The sequence below is a fragment of the Paenibacillus sp. RC21 genome (assembly GCF_044907935.1).
GTDB lineage: Bacteria > Bacillota > Bacilli > Paenibacillales > Paenibacillaceae > Paenibacillus > Paenibacillus terrae_A.
Genome location: NZ_JBIYCS010000007.1, coordinates 221,292 through 239,285, shown reverse-complemented (window position 1 = coordinate 239,285; position 17,994 = coordinate 221,292). Strand labels below are relative to the sequence as shown.

The window sequence follows — 17,994 nt, the reverse complement described above, 5'->3', positions numbered from 1 at the left end:
TTTATACAGCCTGACGGCATGTACCAAAATCTCAGCGTTGGATTTTGCAAGCAAAATCCGTACTCACTCGTTGTTCAGTTTTCAAAGATCAAACCTACATTTTGTCTTGCTTTTGTCTTGCTTCGTTTCACCACCGCGTCTCAGCGGCGACTTAAATAATGTAACACATAACCTCATTTTACGTCAAGCATTTTTTTAAAATTTATTTTCATGCTTGTTTGCAACATATTTATCCTGCTGTAAACAGGTCTAAATTATTCATGCTGCTTAATGGGGCGAGTTATAACTTAGCATATCTTTTATAAACTCGTCAACCTTTAACGACAATTTTTATGTTTTGAGCGTCAATGTGACTCTATTACGAATAAAAAAGGAAGAAAAACCCGTTTTAACGGACCTTCCTCCCGCTGATTCGATGTATCAATTAAATAAGGGAATAACGTAATTCACTATGGTGTCCGCGATTCCTGAGATTCCCGCCAGCCGATTCCCTGATCAATGAGCGGTATACGAGATTACGTAGCACTACGGTAAGATCCAGTTGGAGATTTTTTAGCTCAGGATGATTGATAAGCTCATCTATGGACCAGGGCTCCCGTCTGCTGCCTAAAATGCGGAATAGCGGTGCTGAGCACCCCTCCATTTTAGACATCACTGAAAATTCGCAAGCAAGCAGCACAAGCTCAACCCGCTGCTCAAGAGTTTCCGTACTTAACGTGAGTTCGTTGTACAGCTTGTAGATCGTTCGATCCAACGGCTGTGTCTGAACCCACAAGTGAACCGTCGGATAAATCCCCCGCTCAATAAGCTCAATGGATGCCCAATGATCCAACGCCTTCAGAATACTCTGATGAGCGTCAATAATCCGACCTTCTCGCATCGCTCTTTTACCATGAACGTAATTAGCCAGAAAACGGGCGAACTCATGAAATTGCTTTTGCTCCCGTAACGGGCCGTTGAATTCAATAATTTCCCGCCTTAAAAGACTGACCCTTTCATCCCGCTCCCATATGATGTGGCCTTCCAGTAAATAATCTATTATGATGGCATGTTCACCGGCGATAATCCACCCTTTCAGACAATCCAGTGTTGCGTACAACACCTGACACCTTAAGCCATTAATCAGTAAATGCTGAATGGAACGGGCTGGCTTCCGGCTTTCTCCAATAATTAGAATGAGTTCATCAAAATCGTACAGCATGGCTCCATGAAAATATTCGCTCGGCTTTCTATACAAAATAATGCCGATCGAATCTTCCTGCAACAATTCATCATACATCAAGCTTAATTTGGTTAGCTGCACTTCTCCCTCCATACCTGTAAGGCGGCCATTACCGCTAAATTTGGATATATGTGAACATTTCTACATAAAAAAGAAACTTCCTTCTTCAATTCTATAAATTTTATGTTTTATTTCAGGATTTTTGCAAATTCCTCATTTACTTATTTCTTTTAAAGAATCCCAAGCGGCTTCATTCGCAAAGGTCCGGTTCCATACACCGATTCCCCCAAGTTTCAATGACTTGGCAAGTTGTACCCTCGCTTCCAGCGATACACGATCCTCCAGCCAAATCTTTTTAACAATGCCGTCTTCATTATACTCGACATAATTCTGGCCTTCCGACGCTCTGAATTTAGGCTTTAGCTTAAATTTCTCGATAATCGCTGCTGCTGACTCCATACCGAGTGATTTGGAGCTAACCTTGATGGTGTCCCCTTTAGGTGTTTCAGACCATACACGAGTGTATAACGGAATGCCCAAGACAACTTTTTGAGATGGTACTTCATCCTCCTGAATGATTCGCTTGATCGACGCTTCCACCCACGGCAGCGAGGCGACTGAACCAGCCTTCGGGCTGGCTGCCCAATGCTCATCATAGGCCATAACCATGAGATAATCCGTAATGGAACCCAATGATTTTCGATCCAGAAAAGCAGACCACATCTCACTTTGAGATTTAGGTGTCACATCAATAGACAATATCAAATCATGTTCACGTGCCATCGGCTTAAGCTCTCGCAGAAATTGGGTGACATTGGGTCCATCCTTCGTATGAACATTTTCAAAGTCAATATTGATACCGTCCAGACCATTTTCACCGGCAAGTGTAATCATCTGATCTATAATCGACTTTCGCCGTTCAAAGGTAGACAAGGCCTCTGTCGTTAATTCAGGATTAAAGCTGTTGCTCAACAAGCCCCATACTTCCATCCCCTTGCGATGCGCCCAACTGACATAGGCAGGGTCCGCTTTGCTTTGTACGGTGCCCTCATTATCTATGACACTGAACCAGGTGGGACTCACCACATTCACTCCAGGCATAGGGTCAAATTTGGAAGGATCAGGTTTACGGTTGTAAACGGCCTCCCAGGCGAGGTTAACAGGTCTTCCCTCCCAGTGCTTCTCCGAGATAGATGGAGTATCTTTAGCCGGGGCGACCGCAAGCTCCTCTCCTTCAGAGATGTTGGCCGCCTGCACATATCCAGCGTAGCCGTTATCCAGTTGAACAAAATACCAATCAGCCTGTTTGGACCAAATGCGCACCTTCGTTTGTTGAGGTATATCCGTCAAAATAAAAGACAGGCTGGAGGCTTCTTTACGCAAAGCAATTTTGGCATCCTGTCGTCCATCCTTCTTCTCCACGTTTCCCAGTTTGACTTTCTCTCCGGCTTTCATCAGGATGACTGCACCCGTCACTGTGTCTTCATGAACGGATACACCATATACTTCACGGACAGCTTGCATAGGTATATAAACCGATCCACTAATAATCTGGGGAGCTGCACTGAGCGTATATGATGTTCCATTCAATTCCCCCTGCGGCTTGGAAACGGTCATTTGTAGCAAATTTTGCCTCGTAGCCAAAATGATAGTTTGGCTGTCATCCTCGTAACGAATCGCTGGATTGATTTTACTTTGCACAAATTTGAGTGGTACCAGCATGTTCTTGCCAGAGTTTTGAGCTTCATACCCGGTTAGCTTTCCCTGGATAAAAATGGGGCGGATACTGCCTTGCCAATCGGGTTTTTCATGCAGTGGATTACCGAACCATACGACAGTAATTGCGCAGATGATCGCTGCGAACAACAGCAAGCTTGTAGCCCCTTTGAAACGTGAACGTTTACGGCGGCGTCTGGAATGATTTCTGGCCAATATTCAACCTCCATTGTCGGAACTTTGAATTACAGGATAACGTAAACTGAACTGGTTGCTGACAGACAAGTTATTTAAACAAAAAAACGCGGTAAATCCCCGCTTGTGGGGAATTTCTCACGTTTCCAACCCATTACAATATATACATACCGCACCGAAAAACTTCTATTCCTTATTTTGCTGAATTTCCTTGTTCATGCAAGCTTTGCACACTCCGTATAACTCCATACGATGTCCATGCACTTCGAAACCTGTCTCTAACGAGGCATGGTGTTCCACAACTGCCAAATACGGATAACTGAAATCTTCAATCTTTCCGCATTTTTCGCAAATGATGTGATAGTGCTCCGAAACATTGGCATCATAACGACTGGCGTTATCTCCATAGGTCAACTCATGTACCATACCCGCTTCTATAAACATCTTTAAGTTATTATAAACCGTAGCCACACTCATGCTTGGAAACTTGGATTCGAGCGCACGATATATTTCATCAGCGGTCGGATGTCCCATAGATTCCATCAAATAGTTTAATATGGCATGGCGCTGGGGTGTTATGCGTACACCTGTCTTCTTTAGAAGTTCCAAAGCATGCTGGACGCGAGCTGCCATATATGTCCACCGCCTTATCCCTTACTTACGATTTGCTTTATTACAACTATTTTACATTCTATTCACGTTGTACGTCTATTCACATTGTACGGTCAATTCAAGTTTCTTGTCAACGCGCCGCATTATCGCTGGATGACCCGTTAGAGGCTCCGGTAGCGGGAGATTCAGATGGAGCCGCAGGCGTTTCTAACGCATTAGGCACATTCGTTCCTGCCGACTCGTCCAAGCCAGGCAGCGATGGCATTAGTAGCTTCTTGATCGTTAAATTACTGTTGCCTTCCACGTTGATCGAGTACTTACCTGTCCCATTTTGGCCTGAGATACTTTTACTATCTATTTTAAAAGGGAAGTCTGATCGAAGATTGCCGTAACTGCTGGACCCCTCCAACTGAAAGTCACCATTCGACGGAAGATCCAACGCAATATCACCGACAGCACTGTATATTTTCCAATCTCCACCTACCTGCTCGCTGTGCACCTTGATCCCGCCATTGAGCGAATTTGCATTCAGCTTGGCTGTGGGATTCAGAACGTTCATGTCACCATTTTGGGTATCAACCGTAATATCACCTTCCGAGCGGGCAAGCTGAATGTCGCCTACCATCGTGCGTAGCGCAACCGTTCCTTCAATATCCCCTGCCTGCATATCGCCGCGATTGGTTCGCATATCTACATCTCCGGTGATACGATGCAATTTGATCCGACCGTTCAAGGTGACTCCTTTGACATTGCCGATAGCATCATTAACCGTCAGATTCCCATTTCCGCTCTCAAGCCGGATGCTGTCGATAGCATCTACTCCGTTCAGGGTAATATCCCCGTTGGAGGTTCTGATCTGCATATTAAATCGCCGATCCTCTGGCACTGTAATTAGCATATTCGTACGGGGCTGACGTCTGCTCGATGCTCCGTATGATTGTACCTCAGGACGAATCTGAATGGTCTTGCCGTCGGTAGAAGTCAGCGAGGAGCCTTGAGCAATCTTGTCCGCTTCAGCAGCAGGCGCTTGATCCACCCACAGGGTCGCACGTACTTCTACATTGAATACAGGTCGTCTGATCAGCGTTACATCGCCATTGACCGAATCAACTATCAAATCGGACGTCTGCATCGTTACAGGCACCAGGATGCCGCCCATATCATATCGATTTCCTTTCGCCTGGCTAAAATCCATGGACGCCGCGGTCAGATTCAAACTAACCCTGTTCCACAGATACATATAATGATTTTGCTGGGTCACGATAAAAACAGCAGCGGCCACGACCAATGCGGAGACAATTCCCTTCAGATCAGGTCTGAAACGCCGTCCGTTGTCGGGCTTGCCCTCCTTGCGGTAGTACACCCCAAAAAAAATCAGATACTCCAGTCCCCACAGCACAAAAATAACGGGCCACCATATGAGCAGCAAAAGCATATATTCGGTATGTTGAACAACATCCAGGATAAGCAGAACGCCTACAGCCATCAACAGAAGCGAAGAGGTGTAGCGCCCGACTCTTATTTTGCGGTGCACGCCAGCTTCACCCTCTTTCCTTAACCTTTTTACGCTTGACCGACAAGCCGACTTCTCGCAAAAAGACTAATAGTCCGATCAGCATTAATAAAATAGCTAACGTCAAAAAGCCATAATCCTCGAAAAAGTTGCCCAGCCAGCGTGGTTTCATACGAAACAGAATCATAAGTCCGCCACCCGCCACAAGCAGCACGGCAAAAGACAAGCCTCTCTCCCAAGCATAAAATGGACTGCTTTGCTGTCCTCGTGCATCCATCTGTGCATTACGATCCGGCTTACGGCGATAGCGAACCATATAATCCGCTGATTGTAACACGTCATATACATTATAAAAATACAAAACAGGAATGAACAAGCCGAGCAAAATAAGCAACGGAATGTTAATTCTCAAGCCGTCAGAAGCGACATACAGCATCGCAAAAATATCTAACAGAAGCAATACGATAAATGTAAGCCCTCTAATGAAGAGCCCTAAAAAAAGATGCCCCAGTCCGGGTAACAATGCTGCCATTATAATGGAAATACCTTTGCGAAATTTAGCGTATTTAAAACGTTTACCCTGTTTGGGATGTTCCCGCTGTTCCGGCTCCGGTGACTTTTGTTCCTCTCCAGACAGTATCGGTTGTTCCGAGTCCATGCCATCCTCCCCCCTTGAATTCCATGCGTGATCCGCAGCAAATGCTCCAATGGTTAGATAGTACCCCAATCGGATTCAAGAGTAACTGGAAAAAATATGTTAAACCCTCATTCCACGGAAACTGCCGCTACATCCTCCCACTGCCTGAGATCGGCTGCAATACGCACCGGATTAAAATCGCCGCGGGCCAGCACCTCCAAGGAAACCTCCATGCTCTGCCGATCCGGGTGGACCTCGTGAAAAGGTACATTTTCATGCTCTTTGATCACTATTTTACGTATTTCCACCTTTTCTTGCTCTAAATAAGTCGAAATTTGCTCCAGTAATCCGTGAGAGGACAACCCATACAGTGTAATCAGATGAGGCTGGCGTCCTCGCATATACCGCAACTCGATTTTGTTAAACACCCATAAGTTTAGAAATACGAGTACAGTCGCCGCTATAGATGGAAAATAAAACCCTGCTCCAATTCCAAGGCCAATAGCTGCTACCACCCAGATAGAGGCGGCTGTCGTTAAACCAGTGATGGACTTGCCTGTAAATATAATAGTTCCAGCGCCTAAAAAACCCACTCCCGTAATCACAGCTGTAGCCAAGCGAGCCGGATCAATACGTACATTGGCTTCTTTGATAAAATCGGCAAAGCCGTAAATGGAGAGCAGCATAATAAGCGTCGAACCGAGACTGACCATAATATGAGTCCTCAAACCAGCCGCATGCTTTGAACGCTCGCGCTCAAAGCCAATGCATCCACCGAGGAGCATGGACAGCAAAAGCCGTAAAATGATATGCGAATTGTCTATAACCCAAGGATTATCCATAAAGCTCCCTTCTCCGGTTATGTTGTGCTTCCCTCGCCGGGTTCGTGGTTTCTGTGCTAGTAAGGCTATTTGAGTGCTATTTCACGTTATGCAGGTGGTATGTGGTTAATTCCACGCCCGGAGCCACCTCTACCACCGATACGGGGCGAAAGCCATGTTTTCGATAAAGGGCCACCGCAGGAGCATTTAAAGTTCCTGTAGATACGATAAACAACGGTATATGATGATATTCATTCAAAACATGCTTCATTAAGGAGTCAGCAATCCCTTTGCGAAAATGATCCGGATGAACCATCATACGTGCAAGAGTGAGCGAATCGGACGACTCAGACTGCACCGCCAGCGCCCCTAGCAGGTCGCCGTCCTCAATCCAGCCATAGAATGTCTCTCCGCAGCTTCGCAGCGTATCAAACGTATCCATAAGGGGTGGTATTTCATCAAAACCGATCCGCTCAGCCTCCAGTCTGTAAGCGATGTGCTGAAGATGCCATATCTGACTGACCATTTCATCATCTTCCAATGAACATATGCTAATCATGCTGTATCCCTCCTTTTATTCAGGGCAGGCTGTGCTACTGCTTTCTATAGAGAAACTCGTAACATGCCATTGCACTTCCAAATTGCGTACCGCAGCTCATCACAGAGCCTATACAAAAAGGGGCCTGTCCCTATAAGACAAACCCCTTTCAAATCTATGCCATTAGCGGTTTAACACTTCCGTCAGCAGCTTGTTGGCGAGGCCAGGATTTGCTTTGCCCTTGCTCTCCTTCATCACTTGACCAACCAGGAATCCGATGGCCTTCTGCTTGCCAGCTTTGTAATCCTCAACCGATTGCGGGTTAGCCGCTACAACCTGCTCAACGATCGTCATGATCGCACCCTCGTCACTGATTTGCACAAGCCCTTTTTCTTCAACAATTTGCTGCGGCAGTTTATCACTCTCCAGCATTTCCTTGAAGACCGTTTTAGCGATTTTACTATTAATCGTCCCCTTCTCCAGCAGTCCGATCATTTCACCCAAGCCCCGACCTGTCAGTTTAACCTGCGACAGCTCCACACCTGCACTGTTCAAATACCCGAGCAAATCCCCCATAATCCAGTTGGATACTGCTTTGGCATCCTTCGTGTATTGAAGACTATCCTCGAACAAATCGGCCAGTGGCTTGGAAGACGTAATTACCTGTGCATCATACTCAGGCAATCCATATTCCGAGGTGTAGCGAACTTTTCGCTGGTCAGGCAGTTCAGGAATCGAAGCACGAATATGTTCTTTCCATTCTGCATCAATATGCAGCGTAACGAGATCCGGATCCGGGAAATAACGATAGTCATGCGCCTGTTCCTTACCGCGCATGGACAGAGTTTTACCTTGGGCCTCATCCCAACGACGTGTCTCCTGTACAATCGTTCCGCCTTCCTCCAGCGTCTGTTCCTGGCGGAACTGCTCATATTCCAATCCGCGCTGTACTCCACGGAAGGAGTTCATGTTTTTTAGCTCTGCTTTAGTACCTAGCTCTTGCTGTCCATGCGGACGAAGGCTAATGTTCGCGTCGCAGCGAAGCGAGCCTTCCTCCATCTTCACATCGGATACGTCACAATACTGCATAATAGCACGTATCTTTTCCAAGTAAGCCTTGGCTTCTTCAGGTGAAGATATTTCCGGTTCCGAAACGATCTCGACCAACGGTGTACCGACCCGGTTAAAATCAACCAAAGACGCATAGCCGCCATCGACATGTGTTAATTTGCCTGCGTCCTCTTCCAGATGCAGTCGGGTAATACCGATACGCTTTGTCTCGCCGTTCACTTCAATATCAATCCAGCCATGCTCGCCGATCGGCTGATCGTATTGCGAGATTTGGTAAGCCTTGGGTGAATCGGGGTAAAAATAGTTTTTGCGGTCAAACTTGCTCACATCAGCAATCGTGCAATTAAGCGCCATCGCCGCTTTCATCGCATAATCAACGGCCTGACGGTTTAATACCGGCAGTACCCCCGGATGCCCAAGACAAATGGGACATGTATGCGAGTTTGGCGGTGCTCCGAAGGATGTCGAGCATCCGCAAAATATTTTAGACTTCGTATGCAGTTCCACATGGACTTCCAGTCCGATGACCGTCTCATATTTGGATGTAGTAGTAGTCATGAATGGGTTCCCTCCTTTTCGGCAAATTACAGCTGCGGACGCTGCTTGTGAAATTCGGTATTTTGTTCAAATGCATGCGCTACACGCAGCACGGAAGACTCGTCAAAGGCTTTTCCGATAATTTGCAGTCCAACCGGCAATCCATCTGCAAGACCACAAGGGATACTGATGGCTGGCACTCCAGCCAAGCTCACCGGAATCGTCAAGATATCGTTCAAATACATCGTTAATGGATCATCCACTTGCGAACCGATTTTAAAAGCTGTGGTCGGCGCAGTAGGTCCGATAATGACATCATATTGTTCAAACACACGATCAAAATCCTGTTTGATCAGTGTACGCACTTTTTGAGCTTTCAAGTAGTAAGCATCATAGTACCCGGAACTCAGCGCATAGGTGCCCAGCATAATCCGGCGCTTCACCTCGGGGCCAAAGCCCTGCGTGCGGGATTGATGGTACAGATCCAGCAGGTTGTCCGGATTGTCTGCACGTACGCCATAGCGTACACCGTCAAAACGGGCCAGATTGGACGATGCTTCGGATGAAGCCAGCAGATAGTATGTGGCTACCGCATATTCGGTGTGCGGAAGAGAAACCTCTTCCCATACCGCGCCCAGTCCTTCCAGCGTTTTCAGCGCGTCCAGCACCTTTTCCTTGACCTGTGGATCGACACCCTCACCCAGATACTCCTTAGGTACAGCAATACGAAGCCCTTTTACATCTCCGGTCAAAGCGTTCAAGTAATCAGGAACGTCTACCTTGGCAGAAGTGGAGTCCTTGTGATCATAGCCTGCAATGGCTTGAAGGACGTACGCCGAATCCTGAACATTTTTCGTAATCGGTCCAATTTGGTCCAAAGAGGAAGCAAAGGCCACCAGGCCAAAACGTGATACCAGACCATAGGTTGGCTTCAAGCCCACTACGCCACAATAGGACGCAGGCTGGCGAATGGATCCGCCTGTATCAGAACCGAGGGTGAAATAAGCCTCGCCTGCTGCTACAGCCGCAGCCGAGCCGCCACTGGAGCCGCCGGGAACGCGTTCCAGATCCCAAGGATTTCGTGCCGGGAAGAAGCTGGAGTTCTCGTTAGAGCCGCCCATGGCGAATTCGTCCATGTTCATTTTGCCCAGTGTCACGGTTTGCGCCGTACGCAATTTGCCAACAACCGTTGCATCGTACACGGGATCAAAATTCTTCAAAAACTGACTGCCGCATGTTGTACGCAGCCCTTCTGTCACAATGTTATCCTTAATGCCGACCGGCAGGCCAAACAGCAAACCTCGTTCCTTTCCCGAGATCAGATGATCGTCCAGCTGACGTGCGGATGCACGTGCCTGCTCCTCGTCAACCGTAATATAGGCCTTGATCTTGTCTTCCCTCGCACCAATCGTCTCCAGAGCGTGACCCACCAGGTCACTCACGGAAATTTCCTTTTGATGCAGCTTGTTATGTATTTCCGGCAATGTATTATCAAACAAGCTCAATTTGCATCCTCCTTTCAAATGTGAAATCTATTCCAGAACAGCAGGAACTTTAAACTGTCCGTCTTCTTCTTCAGGTGCATTGCGCATCACTTGCTCGTGTGTCAAACTTTCGCGAACTTCGTCGTCCCGCATGACATTGCTGACGTGCAGCACATGAGTGGTCGGTTTTACCTCTTCCGTATCCAACTCATTCAGCTTCTCCGCATAATGAAGAATAGCGTTCAATTGCCCTGTCATTGTGTCTTCCTCGACTGCGGTCAGATTCAACCGGGACAGCTTGGCTACGTGACGGACATCTTCCGTGGAAATGTTCATACAAAAACCTCCTCGTGTATAAGAGGATTTTGCAAAAATCCAATAAGCGACTTCCAATGAACAATATATAGATCGAAAGGGTCTAGTTCGTCTATATATTGCACTTCAGAGCGACTGGAATCAAATTTTGCAAAATCCTGATATCAAAAATGCTGCACCGAACTTTGAAATAACGTTTTTAATTATAGGATAGAACCCTTTACAATTCAATCTTTGACGCGGTACAGAATCAAACTGTATAGCAGAGCGGTAAATGTTACTAAATGTATATAAAAAAAAGCACCTCTCGGTGCTCTTTCGAAAAGCGATAGGAGCTAAAAACGTGCTAATTATATATTCTTCAAAAGAGTCGGCATTAGCCGCCCCCCCTATATCCAAGCACGTAAATTGACTTGTCTAATAAAATCAGCCTGTGACAACAATTCTGTCGCGGTTTCTTCTTCCTCAACCTCTACCGAATCAAGACCACCGTTCATCACATGTCTGAACAGCTTCTCATTATGCGTAGCAAGGGCGTAATCTATCAGCGCTTCACGCTCAATCCGCTCGGCTTCCAGCTTCAAAATACTTTCTTCCAGCTCGATGTCCCCGGACGGTACAAAAAAGTTGCGATTCACCTTCGGGACGCGAATGACATAGTCAAAAGCATTGTCCGCGTTACGGTCGTAAGCAATGATATAACCATGTTCGCCTACAGGAAGATTCTGCTCAAAAGCATCCGCGACGATCATAATTCTAGTTCCTAAATGATGCATCGTTAGCCCCCCCGTTTGTCTGAACTTATCTGCTAAGTCTACTAAAAAAAAAGTAGCTTGTCTATATCATCTATGTATCTTCAAAACTGTCCGTCTCCACGTCCCAGTCTGTACTCATTCAGCCTTGTGTGCCAATTCTGTGCAATGGTTCCGTCCTGTTTTGTTACCTTTTTCCAAGTTATTACCTTCGGTTCAGAACCTTGCACAGAAGCTCCGTCTTCTGTCTTTATGGAAAAATGGCGGCTATCTCCATTCTCACGATGTAACCCAGATATATACTTCCTTTTCATTGATGCTCCCCCTTGTGATCTGACGGCCAAATGCCTCTTTATCCTCTTAATGGGCAAAAAAAAGAACGCAAACCGGGATTCATCCACAGCTTGCGTGCTTCGCGAGTTTAGTATGTAACTTCAATATGTGTATGTTAACAAAAATAAAAACCTTTGTCTATACATAATTTATAATTTGTTGTCGAAATGGGGCAAAACCTGTCACAACCTTGATTATGCCCCAGCTGAAAACATTCATCACTTTTTATCGTATATACGGATTGTTGGCTTTCTCATACCCGATGGACGTTTTGGGACCATGACCGGAATACACCGTAATGTCATCTCCAAGCGGGAACAATTTGTTCTGAATGGAATCGTACAAGTCCCGTTCCCTCCCACCTGTCAAGTCTGTGCGGCCGACACCCTGACGAAATAATACATCGCCGGAGAACAAGTCCTTACCACACAAAAAGCTGACGCTTCCGGGTGAGTGCCCAGGTGTATGGAACACCTTGAATGTATGCCCGATCAGGTTCAATTGCTGACCTTCCGCCAAATCATATTCGGCAGGCTCCGTCGAGATCGGCGGGGATGCCTCGGGCCACATCAAAGAGCCGTTTAATTTAGGGGATGTAAGCCAGTCCTGCTCCAAAGGGTGCAGATAAACCGGACAGCCCTTCGCTTTGCGAATCTCATCCACTCCACCGATATGATCAAAATGAGCATGGGTCAGCAAGATGGCTTCAATCTTCAGTGACTCAATGGCTCTCAGCAAAGAACCCGGATTCATGCCAGGATCAATGATAACGGCACGCTGCGGGTCATCCCCCTGAAGCAAATAGGCATTCGTTTGGAGCGGGCCCAGATTATAGCTGCGAATAGACAACGTCATATTTTAAAATCCCGAGATGAGCTCGCGCAATTCCTGAACAATTACAGGATGAACCTCGGTTCCCTCCCCATATTTCTCAGCCATTTCTTTACGGGCCACCGCAATTTTTTCTTGATAATCATCGGCTTCCCGATCTGGATTTTCACGTTTGAACCCGATCATAATTTGTTGAACATGTGTAGGGCGCGGTCCCCAGTGACCCAGTACATGACCCCCTGTATCGGCAAAAATCACAATCGGCACAGCACGTCCGCCCATCGTCAGGAAGTCGTCCATCAGCGCTTGATGATTTTCCAAAATCAGTACTTCAGTCGGAATCCCGCTATTCTCCAGCGCGCGGAATACAACTGGCACGTTGCGAACTACATCTCCACACCAGTCGGCGGCCAAAATGAGTACACGCAGGTCGTCCCGATGGTTCAGGCTTTCAAAATACTCACGGTCCTCTTCACGGTTCCACACAAACTGATCATACCCGGAGCGGAAGGCTTCCTTGTTCTTTTCCATCCCCTCCATAAACTGTTCGGGGCTCAGACCTTTTCCAAAATATTGCGACACGTTAGTACGACTCATGTTATACACTCCCTTTCTTCTTTTTGGACACAATCCATTTGATAACAAAATAAATGATCAAGAGCGCAAGGGCAACCAGCAAAATCGGTTTGATATAAGGTGCTGCCACTTCGTCAATCTGCTCCCACTTGTCTCCAAGCAGCATTCCTAAATATATAAACAGAACAGACCAAGGTATAACTGCTAGCGTCGTCAAAACAATAAAGCGCCATACACTCATGCGAGCCAGCCCGGCAGGGATGGAGATCGCGTGACGCACAACAGGGATAAAGCGGGCTGTGAAAATGACCCCTGTGCCGTATTTGTTAAACCAGGCTTCGGCGTGGTCGACATGGCTTTTTTTGATGAGTATGTATTTTCCGTACTTATCCAATACCGGTCTGCCGCCATAGCGTCCAATCCAGTAAATAAACAGTTGTGCCAGCACTCCGCCAATGGTTCCAAACACGACCGCACCAAAAAAATTAATGTGACCCGAGGAAACTAAAAAGCCCCCATAAGCGAGGACAATTTCACTTGGAATGACCTCAACCATCAGGCCTAGCATAATACCAAAATACCCAAGACTACGAATGATCTCAAACAAATAATTAATGATACTAGATATATGGTCCATTTTTCTTCCCACTCCCTGCCTGTTTCTCTATTTTCATTAGTGTATCACAGCGGCAGAACAAGTCGCCACTTCGCCCAAACAGGGAGGTCAGTGACCCTCGCTCTTCTGCCCGCATAAGTTGTGAGAGAGAGGAGGGGATATGATATGCCTCCCGGCAAAATCCCCAAACATAACAATCCACAATCTCGTTTACCCACGGCTCGTGGTATCCGGCGCGCATGCAGCAAAGAGCTGTACCGAACCTGCAAGCGTCTGCCTCTTCACATCGCTCCCGAGCTGGTCAAGCAGGGCGAGGAGCTGTACTGCCGCAAGGTCGCTGGACACCTCATCTGGATCGCCGAAAACCACAGCAACCGCAGACTACTGTGCGACTGGTGGGATGAGGATGTCAGTGAGGAACTCGCGGCATTGTGGAAGGTAGATCGCGCCGTTTTGTGCACTGCCTTTAGAAGTGCCTATGGCGGATAATTCTGCGTATCCAAGAATAGGCTACGCAAAGGGAGCAACCTGTAACGGCAACTGTAAACTGTGATTTACAAAAAAAGTGGAGCCACCCCGCAGTGGCCCCACTTTTGCTATATTTCTATCCCTGTTTCTTCGTCTGCCCTGCTCCCTCGGGAAGCAAATCCGCACAAGCACGCTCCAAATAAGGATCAGCATGAATAAAATCCCGAAATGCCGTGTATTCACGCCATAAAACAGAGCGTTCCCCTGCTTGCCCTTTGACGGCACGGATCAAAATATTTTTAGGCGTATGCTCCATGTCGATAAATTCCAGTAACTGTGTCCGGTATCCCATCATATCCAGCAGCTTGGCCCGGATACCGTCTGTTGCCAGCGCTGAAAAGCGCTCCTTCAAAATACCATGGGAAAGCAATGGCTCCAGCACCGGATTTTCCAACTGGCTAAACAGCTCATGCTGGCAGCACGGAACCGACAAAATGACAGATGCATCCCAACGAACTGCCTTCTCCAGCGCGGCATCCGTTGCGGTATCACAGGCATGTAAAGTCACGACCATATCCACCTGCTCCAGCTCGTTATAGTCCGCGATATCACCGACCAAAAACTCCAATTGGCGGTATTGCAGCTTTTGAGCCAGAAGATTACAGGTTTCAATAACATCTGCCTTCAAATCCAGACCCACGATCTGCAAAGGTCGTTTTTGCTGTACTGCCAAATAATGATACAGCGCAAAGGTCAAATATGATTTGCCGCAGCCAAAATCCACAATGGTTAACGGGCGGCCTACGGGAAGGTTAGGCAGTACATCCTGCACCATTTCGAGAAAACGGTTGATTTGGCGGAACTTATCATACTTGCGGGCCAGTACCTTGCCGTCCTCATTCATAATCCCAAGCTCAATCAGGAAAGGAATCCGTTCTCCTTCTTCCAGCACATATTGCTTTTTGCGGTTATGAGACAGGTCGGCTGTACTTTTGCTCGGTGATTTTGTCAAAATAGACACTTTATATTTTTTACTGATCAGCACCTGATAGTCCGCATCCTTCGCACACAAAAGTCCTTGACGGAACGTGTCCTCAAACAAGGCGGTCATGCGCTCGTTAGCTTCGTCAGGGGGCAGGTTTTCATGAATGACTTTGTTGCTGTAATGAAAAGCAAACTGGTAATGCAGCTTGTTCTTCAATTCCACAGGCTTGATTTGCACTTTAGTAAAGGAAGCATCCTCCCGTTTACGAAGCTGACTCAGCGTCGCGGTTATGAGGGATCCTCCTGTAGTTAGTTGGTATATAAGTTCACGCAGTGAATCCAAAAGGTACATCTCACTTTCTTTCATGTAGTTGGGTAATCTCGACCAAACCCTCGGTTACTTCCCGGCGTGAAAGTCCACCCCGTTGAAGCTCCGCATCAGTCTTATCCAGCAATTGATTATAAAATGCCTCTGCTTCTGGCAGCAGCTCCGGCTGCTCCCATGCCAGTCCGAACCAGACATCAGCGGCCTCGTCCAGTCTGTCCTCTCGCTCGTAATGGACAGCCAGCAGCTTGCTTGTATCGGCTGGTAGCTCATATTCCCGAACCAAATTGACGATACACGCAATTCGTTCAGGCAGAACCTGAATGTCACGGGTCGCGCCATTCAAATCACTGTACAAGTATAGATGAAGGGATTTAATCAAGATTCGTATCCCCTCGTCTGTTCTGTCGGTTTCCAGGTAAATAGCGGCTTCTTCTTCCAATATGCGAGCCACCTGCTGAAGCTTGTCCGCTTCAATACCGGGACCCAGTCGGAAAAGCTCAATAATTTGTTCCGGCGGCAATCGTCTGAGCAAATCTGAACGAAGACGAAACTGCTTGTTAAGCAGGTCATCCAGTTGTTTCAGCGCTTCGACGTGTTTATTTTCACGCCTTAGACCGAGCACCGATGCCACTGCGGATGTCATTTCTTCCATCATACTGAGCAAATAATCTTTTCTGAGCAAGCCGTTCCCTTCCTTTCATCCCGATGCCTCGACAACCAGGAACCATTACACTTCTGATTGTAAGTCATCCTTGTGCAAAAGCCAAATGACTCAGTCAAGACGGAAACCAGTTTGTACAACCAAAATCAATTTAAAACGCAAAAAAGCCGGAGACCCTCTGTATTTGCACCAGATGGTTCCGGTTTTTGGCTTTGCTGCTCGGGCTTACTGCTGGATGTTTTGTTGTAAAAATGCCAAAATGGCATGTGCCAGTTGTTCCGGCGCTTCGAACAGGCTCATATGGCCAACTTCAGATATGGTGACCTGAGTGACCCCGGCCCGATCCGTCGTAAACGTCCGGGCGGGAGGAATCGCCTGATCCTGCTCCCCCGCCACTAACAGAGTGGGCAAGGTGGAAGCCGACAGCACGTCACGGCGGTCAGAACGCTCACGCATCGCCAAAGATGTGCCTACGGCTCCTTGTGGCGGCGTTTTATAACCGATTTCTTTGACCTTGAGCACCTGATCCGAAAAGGACTCTACGTGTTGTGGAGTAAAAAGTCCGGGAACGAGTCCATCTACAAATGCGGTGATTCCCTCTGTTTGAATGGTGGATACGGCCTTGTTCCGTTTTTCTTTTCCTTCCTCTGTATCCGCATAGGCGGTGGAGTGAATCAGCCCGAAGGCTGTAAGTCGCTCGGGATGGCGCTGTACCGCAGAAAGCGTCAAATAGCCCCCTAGGGAATGGCCGAACCAGGCAGCCTGTGGAATGTCCAGTTGCTCTTGAAGCTTAAGCACATCATTCGCCATTTGATCAATCGTGTAGGCTCCAAGCGGAGCATCGCTACGTCCATGACCACGCAAGTCCGGAACAATGCAGCGATAGCTTTGGGACAGCAATGGAACAACCTTATCCCAATAGGAAGAGCTTCCACAAAATCCGTGCAACAGGATGATGGGCTCTCCTTTTCCCTGTTCGGCATAGCAGATCGTCGTTCCTTCACATAGTACCTTTTCCATGTGGAACCCTTCTTTCTCTGTATATAATCTATTGGTGCGAATATATTATGATTAGAACATGCTGATGTATATTATTAAGCAGACCATCAATATCTGAAACGGTATCCCTCTGGAAATTCTTGCGAATCTGCTCTTAAGCCAAACCCGCAAGACGCAGCATGGGCTATGTGTGCAGCCATCGTCATGACGAGATGTAGTGATGTCATTTGCAATGTCCAGTAGGGTTTGGGACTACGCTCATTCACAATGGCTGCGACGCTGTAATCTCCGACAGACGGCAGGGCCAGTCCGACCGAACGCGCCGGAGTTAGCGGCTCACGGGCAACCAGAAACATCCCCGCCGATCCTTGCTGCCCCAGACAAGCGTCTATGGCAATCACATGATGGTCCTGGGGAATACGCTCCAAATACGAAACCAGATGATCCGCGTCGCACGGCTCAGTCATGGTGCCTATCACATGTGGAAAGCCCTGTTCCATAAGCATGGTGCCGACCAGCGGTCCCAGTGTATCGCCTGACGAACGATCCGTGCCGATACAAACAAAGGTCAGCTTATTCACCTCATGAAGAGAATGAATTTCCCGAAAAAACGGTACGAGCCCTTTGCGATCTGTTTTTTCTGCATTACTGTCTAAAGAAGAGCGCCTGGATACGGAAGCCCGATTATACAAAGACACCTTCGTCCATCCTCCTTGATCCGGCCGTTGACCGATAATCTGACTTTCAGTACATTCTACAACAAAAACATGGTACAATACAGGCAA

General features: G+C 47.3%; 20 protein-coding genes. 1 reads left to right on the top strand and 19 read right to left on the bottom strand.

Annotated elements, in window-relative coordinates; translation table 11 throughout:
* Positions 1-424: 424 nt before the first annotated feature.
* From ABIA61_RS21330 to uptA, 15 genes are all read right to left on the bottom strand, one after another.
* Positions 425-1,315, bottom strand: coding sequence for a nucleotidyltransferase-like protein (locus ABIA61_RS21330; RefSeq protein ID WP_404581231.1), 891 nt, complete (start codon positions 1,313-1,315; stop codon positions 425-427).
* Positions 1,316-1,435: 120 nt separating this feature from the next.
* On the bottom strand, positions 1,436-3,154 hold the full coding sequence (locus ABIA61_RS21325) for a glycosyl hydrolase family 18 protein (RefSeq protein WP_283653262.1): 1,719 nt from the start codon (positions 3,152-3,154) through the stop codon (positions 1,436-1,438).
* A gap of 165 nt (positions 3,155-3,319) precedes the next feature.
* Positions 3,320-3,766: a peroxide-responsive transcriptional repressor PerR gene (perR, locus tag ABIA61_RS21320; RefSeq protein ID WP_283653263.1), complete on the bottom strand. Its 447-nt coding sequence runs from the start codon at positions 3,764-3,766 to the stop codon at positions 3,320-3,322.
* 109 nt (positions 3,767-3,875) lie between these two features.
* Positions 3,876-5,279: a DUF4097 family beta strand repeat-containing protein gene (locus tag ABIA61_RS21315; RefSeq protein ID WP_283653264.1), complete on the bottom strand. Its 1,404-nt coding sequence runs from the start codon at positions 5,277-5,279 to the stop codon at positions 3,876-3,878.
* Between the two features lie 7 nt (positions 5,280-5,286).
* Positions 5,287-5,916, bottom strand: a complete 630-nt coding sequence (locus ABIA61_RS21310; protein WP_404520805.1) for a hypothetical protein — start codon at positions 5,914-5,916, stop codon at positions 5,287-5,289.
* A 107-nt stretch (positions 5,917-6,023) separates the two neighbouring features.
* On the bottom strand, positions 6,024-6,737 hold the full coding sequence (locus tag ABIA61_RS21305; protein WP_283653266.1) for an MgtC/SapB family protein: 714 nt from the start codon (positions 6,735-6,737) through the stop codon (positions 6,024-6,026).
* A 76-nt stretch (positions 6,738-6,813) separates the two neighbouring features.
* Positions 6,814-7,275, bottom strand: a complete 462-nt coding sequence (locus ABIA61_RS21300; RefSeq protein ID WP_404520804.1) for a GNAT family N-acetyltransferase — start codon at positions 7,273-7,275, stop codon at positions 6,814-6,816.
* Between the two features lie 162 nt (positions 7,276-7,437).
* On the bottom strand, positions 7,438-8,883 hold the full coding sequence (gene gatB / locus ABIA61_RS21295) for an Asp-tRNA(Asn)/Glu-tRNA(Gln) amidotransferase subunit GatB (protein WP_283653268.1): 1,446 nt from the start codon (positions 8,881-8,883) through the stop codon (positions 7,438-7,440).
* 26 nt (positions 8,884-8,909) lie between these two features.
* Complete coding sequence (gatA, locus tag ABIA61_RS21290; RefSeq protein WP_283653269.1) at positions 8,910-10,367, bottom strand: Asp-tRNA(Asn)/Glu-tRNA(Gln) amidotransferase subunit GatA; 1,458 nt, start codon at positions 10,365-10,367, stop codon at positions 8,910-8,912.
* 27 nt (positions 10,368-10,394) lie between these two features.
* The gene (gene gatC / locus ABIA61_RS21285) at positions 10,395-10,682 is read right to left on the bottom strand and encodes an Asp-tRNA(Asn)/Glu-tRNA(Gln) amidotransferase subunit GatC (protein WP_283653270.1); all 288 of its coding nucleotides are present in this window, start codon (positions 10,680-10,682) and stop codon (positions 10,395-10,397) included.
* Between the two features lie 368 nt (positions 10,683-11,050).
* A complete protein-coding gene (locus tag ABIA61_RS21280; RefSeq protein WP_014278076.1) occupies positions 11,051-11,437 on the bottom strand; it encodes a hypothetical protein in 387 nt (128 codons plus the stop codon).
* Between the two features lie 80 nt (positions 11,438-11,517).
* Complete coding sequence (locus ABIA61_RS21275; protein WP_283653271.1) at positions 11,518-11,727, bottom strand: hypothetical protein; 210 nt, start codon at positions 11,725-11,727, stop codon at positions 11,518-11,520.
* Positions 11,728-11,971: 244 nt separating this feature from the next.
* On the bottom strand, positions 11,972-12,601 hold the full coding sequence (locus tag ABIA61_RS21270) for an MBL fold metallo-hydrolase (protein WP_283653272.1): 630 nt from the start codon (positions 12,599-12,601) through the stop codon (positions 11,972-11,974).
* Positions 12,602-12,604: 3 nt separating this feature from the next.
* The gene (locus ABIA61_RS21265; protein WP_283657312.1) at positions 12,605-13,174 is read right to left on the bottom strand and encodes a thioredoxin family protein; all 570 of its coding nucleotides are present in this window, start codon (positions 13,172-13,174) and stop codon (positions 12,605-12,607) included.
* Between the two features lies 1 nt (position 13,175).
* A complete protein-coding gene (gene uptA / locus ABIA61_RS21260) occupies positions 13,176-13,790 on the bottom strand; it encodes an undecaprenyl phosphate transporter UptA (RefSeq protein WP_283653273.1) in 615 nt (204 codons plus the stop codon).
* Positions 13,791-13,934: 144 nt separating this feature from the next.
* On the opposite strand from uptA, the gene ABIA61_RS21255 reads away from it, so the two are divergent.
* The gene (locus ABIA61_RS21255; protein WP_283656328.1) at positions 13,935-14,258 is read left to right on the top strand and encodes a dehydrogenase; all 324 of its coding nucleotides are present in this window, start codon (positions 13,935-13,937) and stop codon (positions 14,256-14,258) included.
* Between the two features lie 115 nt (positions 14,259-14,373).
* Here the strand turns inward: ABIA61_RS21255 and ABIA61_RS21250 are convergent, their stop codons facing one another.
* The 4 genes from ABIA61_RS21250 to yyaC all read right to left on the bottom strand — a co-directional run bounded on the left by ABIA61_RS21250 (position 14,374) and on the right by yyaC (position 17,907).
* The gene (locus tag ABIA61_RS21250) at positions 14,374-15,588 is read right to left on the bottom strand and encodes a class I SAM-dependent methyltransferase (protein ID WP_283653274.1); all 1,215 of its coding nucleotides are present in this window, start codon (positions 15,586-15,588) and stop codon (positions 14,374-14,376) included.
* Positions 15,575-16,231: a DUF6483 family protein gene (locus ABIA61_RS21245; RefSeq protein ID WP_044644449.1), complete on the bottom strand. Its 657-nt coding sequence runs from the start codon at positions 16,229-16,231 to the stop codon at positions 15,575-15,577. The genes ABIA61_RS21250 and ABIA61_RS21245 overlap by 14 nt, the downstream gene beginning before the upstream one ends.
* 204 nt (positions 16,232-16,435) lie before the next feature.
* Positions 16,436-17,230 (bottom strand): alpha/beta fold hydrolase, encoded by a 795-nt coding sequence (locus tag ABIA61_RS21240; protein WP_283653275.1) that lies wholly within the window; start codon positions 17,228-17,230, stop codon positions 16,436-16,438.
* An 86-nt stretch (positions 17,231-17,316) separates the two neighbouring features.
* Positions 17,317-17,907 carry a spore protease YyaC gene (yyaC, locus tag ABIA61_RS21235; RefSeq protein ID WP_283653276.1) on the bottom strand — a complete coding sequence of 197 codons (591 nt, stop codon included), beginning with the start codon at positions 17,905-17,907 and terminating at the stop codon, positions 17,317-17,319.
* Positions 17,908-17,994 lie beyond the last annotated feature (87 nt).

What these genes read in the sequence shown, in the direction of transcription:
- ABIA61_RS21330 (WP_404581231.1), bottom strand. Translation starts at nt 1,315, where the DNA reads ATGGAGGGAGAAGTGCAGCTAACCAAATTAAGCTTGATGTATGATGAA.
- perR (WP_283653263.1), bottom strand. Translation starts at nt 3,766, where the DNA reads ATGGCAGCTCGCGTCCAGCATGCTTTGGAACTTCTAAAGAAGACAGGT.
- ABIA61_RS21310 (WP_404520805.1), bottom strand. Translation starts at nt 5,916, where the DNA reads ATGGACTCGGAACAACCGATACTGTCTGGAGAGGAACAAAAGTCACCG.
- ABIA61_RS21305 (WP_283653266.1), bottom strand. Translation starts at nt 6,737, where the DNA reads ATGGATAATCCTTGGGTTATAGACAATTCGCATATCATTTTACGGCTT.
- ABIA61_RS21300 (WP_404520804.1), bottom strand. Translation starts at nt 7,275, where the DNA reads ATGATTAGCATATGTTCATTGGAAGATGATGAAATGGTCAGTCAGATA.
- gatB (WP_283653268.1), bottom strand. Translation starts at nt 8,883, where the DNA reads ATGACTACTACTACATCCAAATATGAGACGGTCATCGGACTGGAAGTC.
- gatC (WP_283653270.1), bottom strand. Translation starts at nt 10,682, where the DNA reads ATGAACATTTCCACGGAAGATGTCCGTCACGTAGCCAAGCTGTCCCGG.
- ABIA61_RS21280 (WP_014278076.1), bottom strand. Translation starts at nt 11,437, where the DNA reads ATGCATCATTTAGGAACTAGAATTATGATCGTCGCGGATGCTTTTGAG.
- ABIA61_RS21275 (WP_283653271.1), bottom strand. Translation starts at nt 11,727, where the DNA reads ATGAAAAGGAAGTATATATCTGGGTTACATCGTGAGAATGGAGATAGC.
- ABIA61_RS21270 (WP_283653272.1), bottom strand. Translation starts at nt 12,601, where the DNA reads ATGACGTTGTCTATTCGCAGCTATAATCTGGGCCCGCTCCAAACGAAT.
- ABIA61_RS21265 (WP_283657312.1), bottom strand. Translation starts at nt 13,174, where the DNA reads ATGAGTCGTACTAACGTGTCGCAATATTTTGGAAAAGGTCTGAGCCCC.
- uptA (WP_283653273.1), bottom strand. Translation starts at nt 13,790, where the DNA reads ATGGACCATATATCTAGTATCATTAATTATTTGTTTGAGATCATTCGT.
- ABIA61_RS21255 (WP_283656328.1), top strand. Translation starts at nt 13,935, where the DNA reads ATGCCTCCCGGCAAAATCCCCAAACATAACAATCCACAATCTCGTTTA.
- ABIA61_RS21250 (WP_283653274.1), bottom strand. Translation starts at nt 15,588, where the DNA reads ATGAAAGAAAGTGAGATGTACCTTTTGGATTCACTGCGTGAACTTATA.
- ABIA61_RS21240 (WP_283653275.1), bottom strand. Translation starts at nt 17,230, where the DNA reads ATGGAAAAGGTACTATGTGAAGGAACGACGATCTGCTATGCCGAACAG.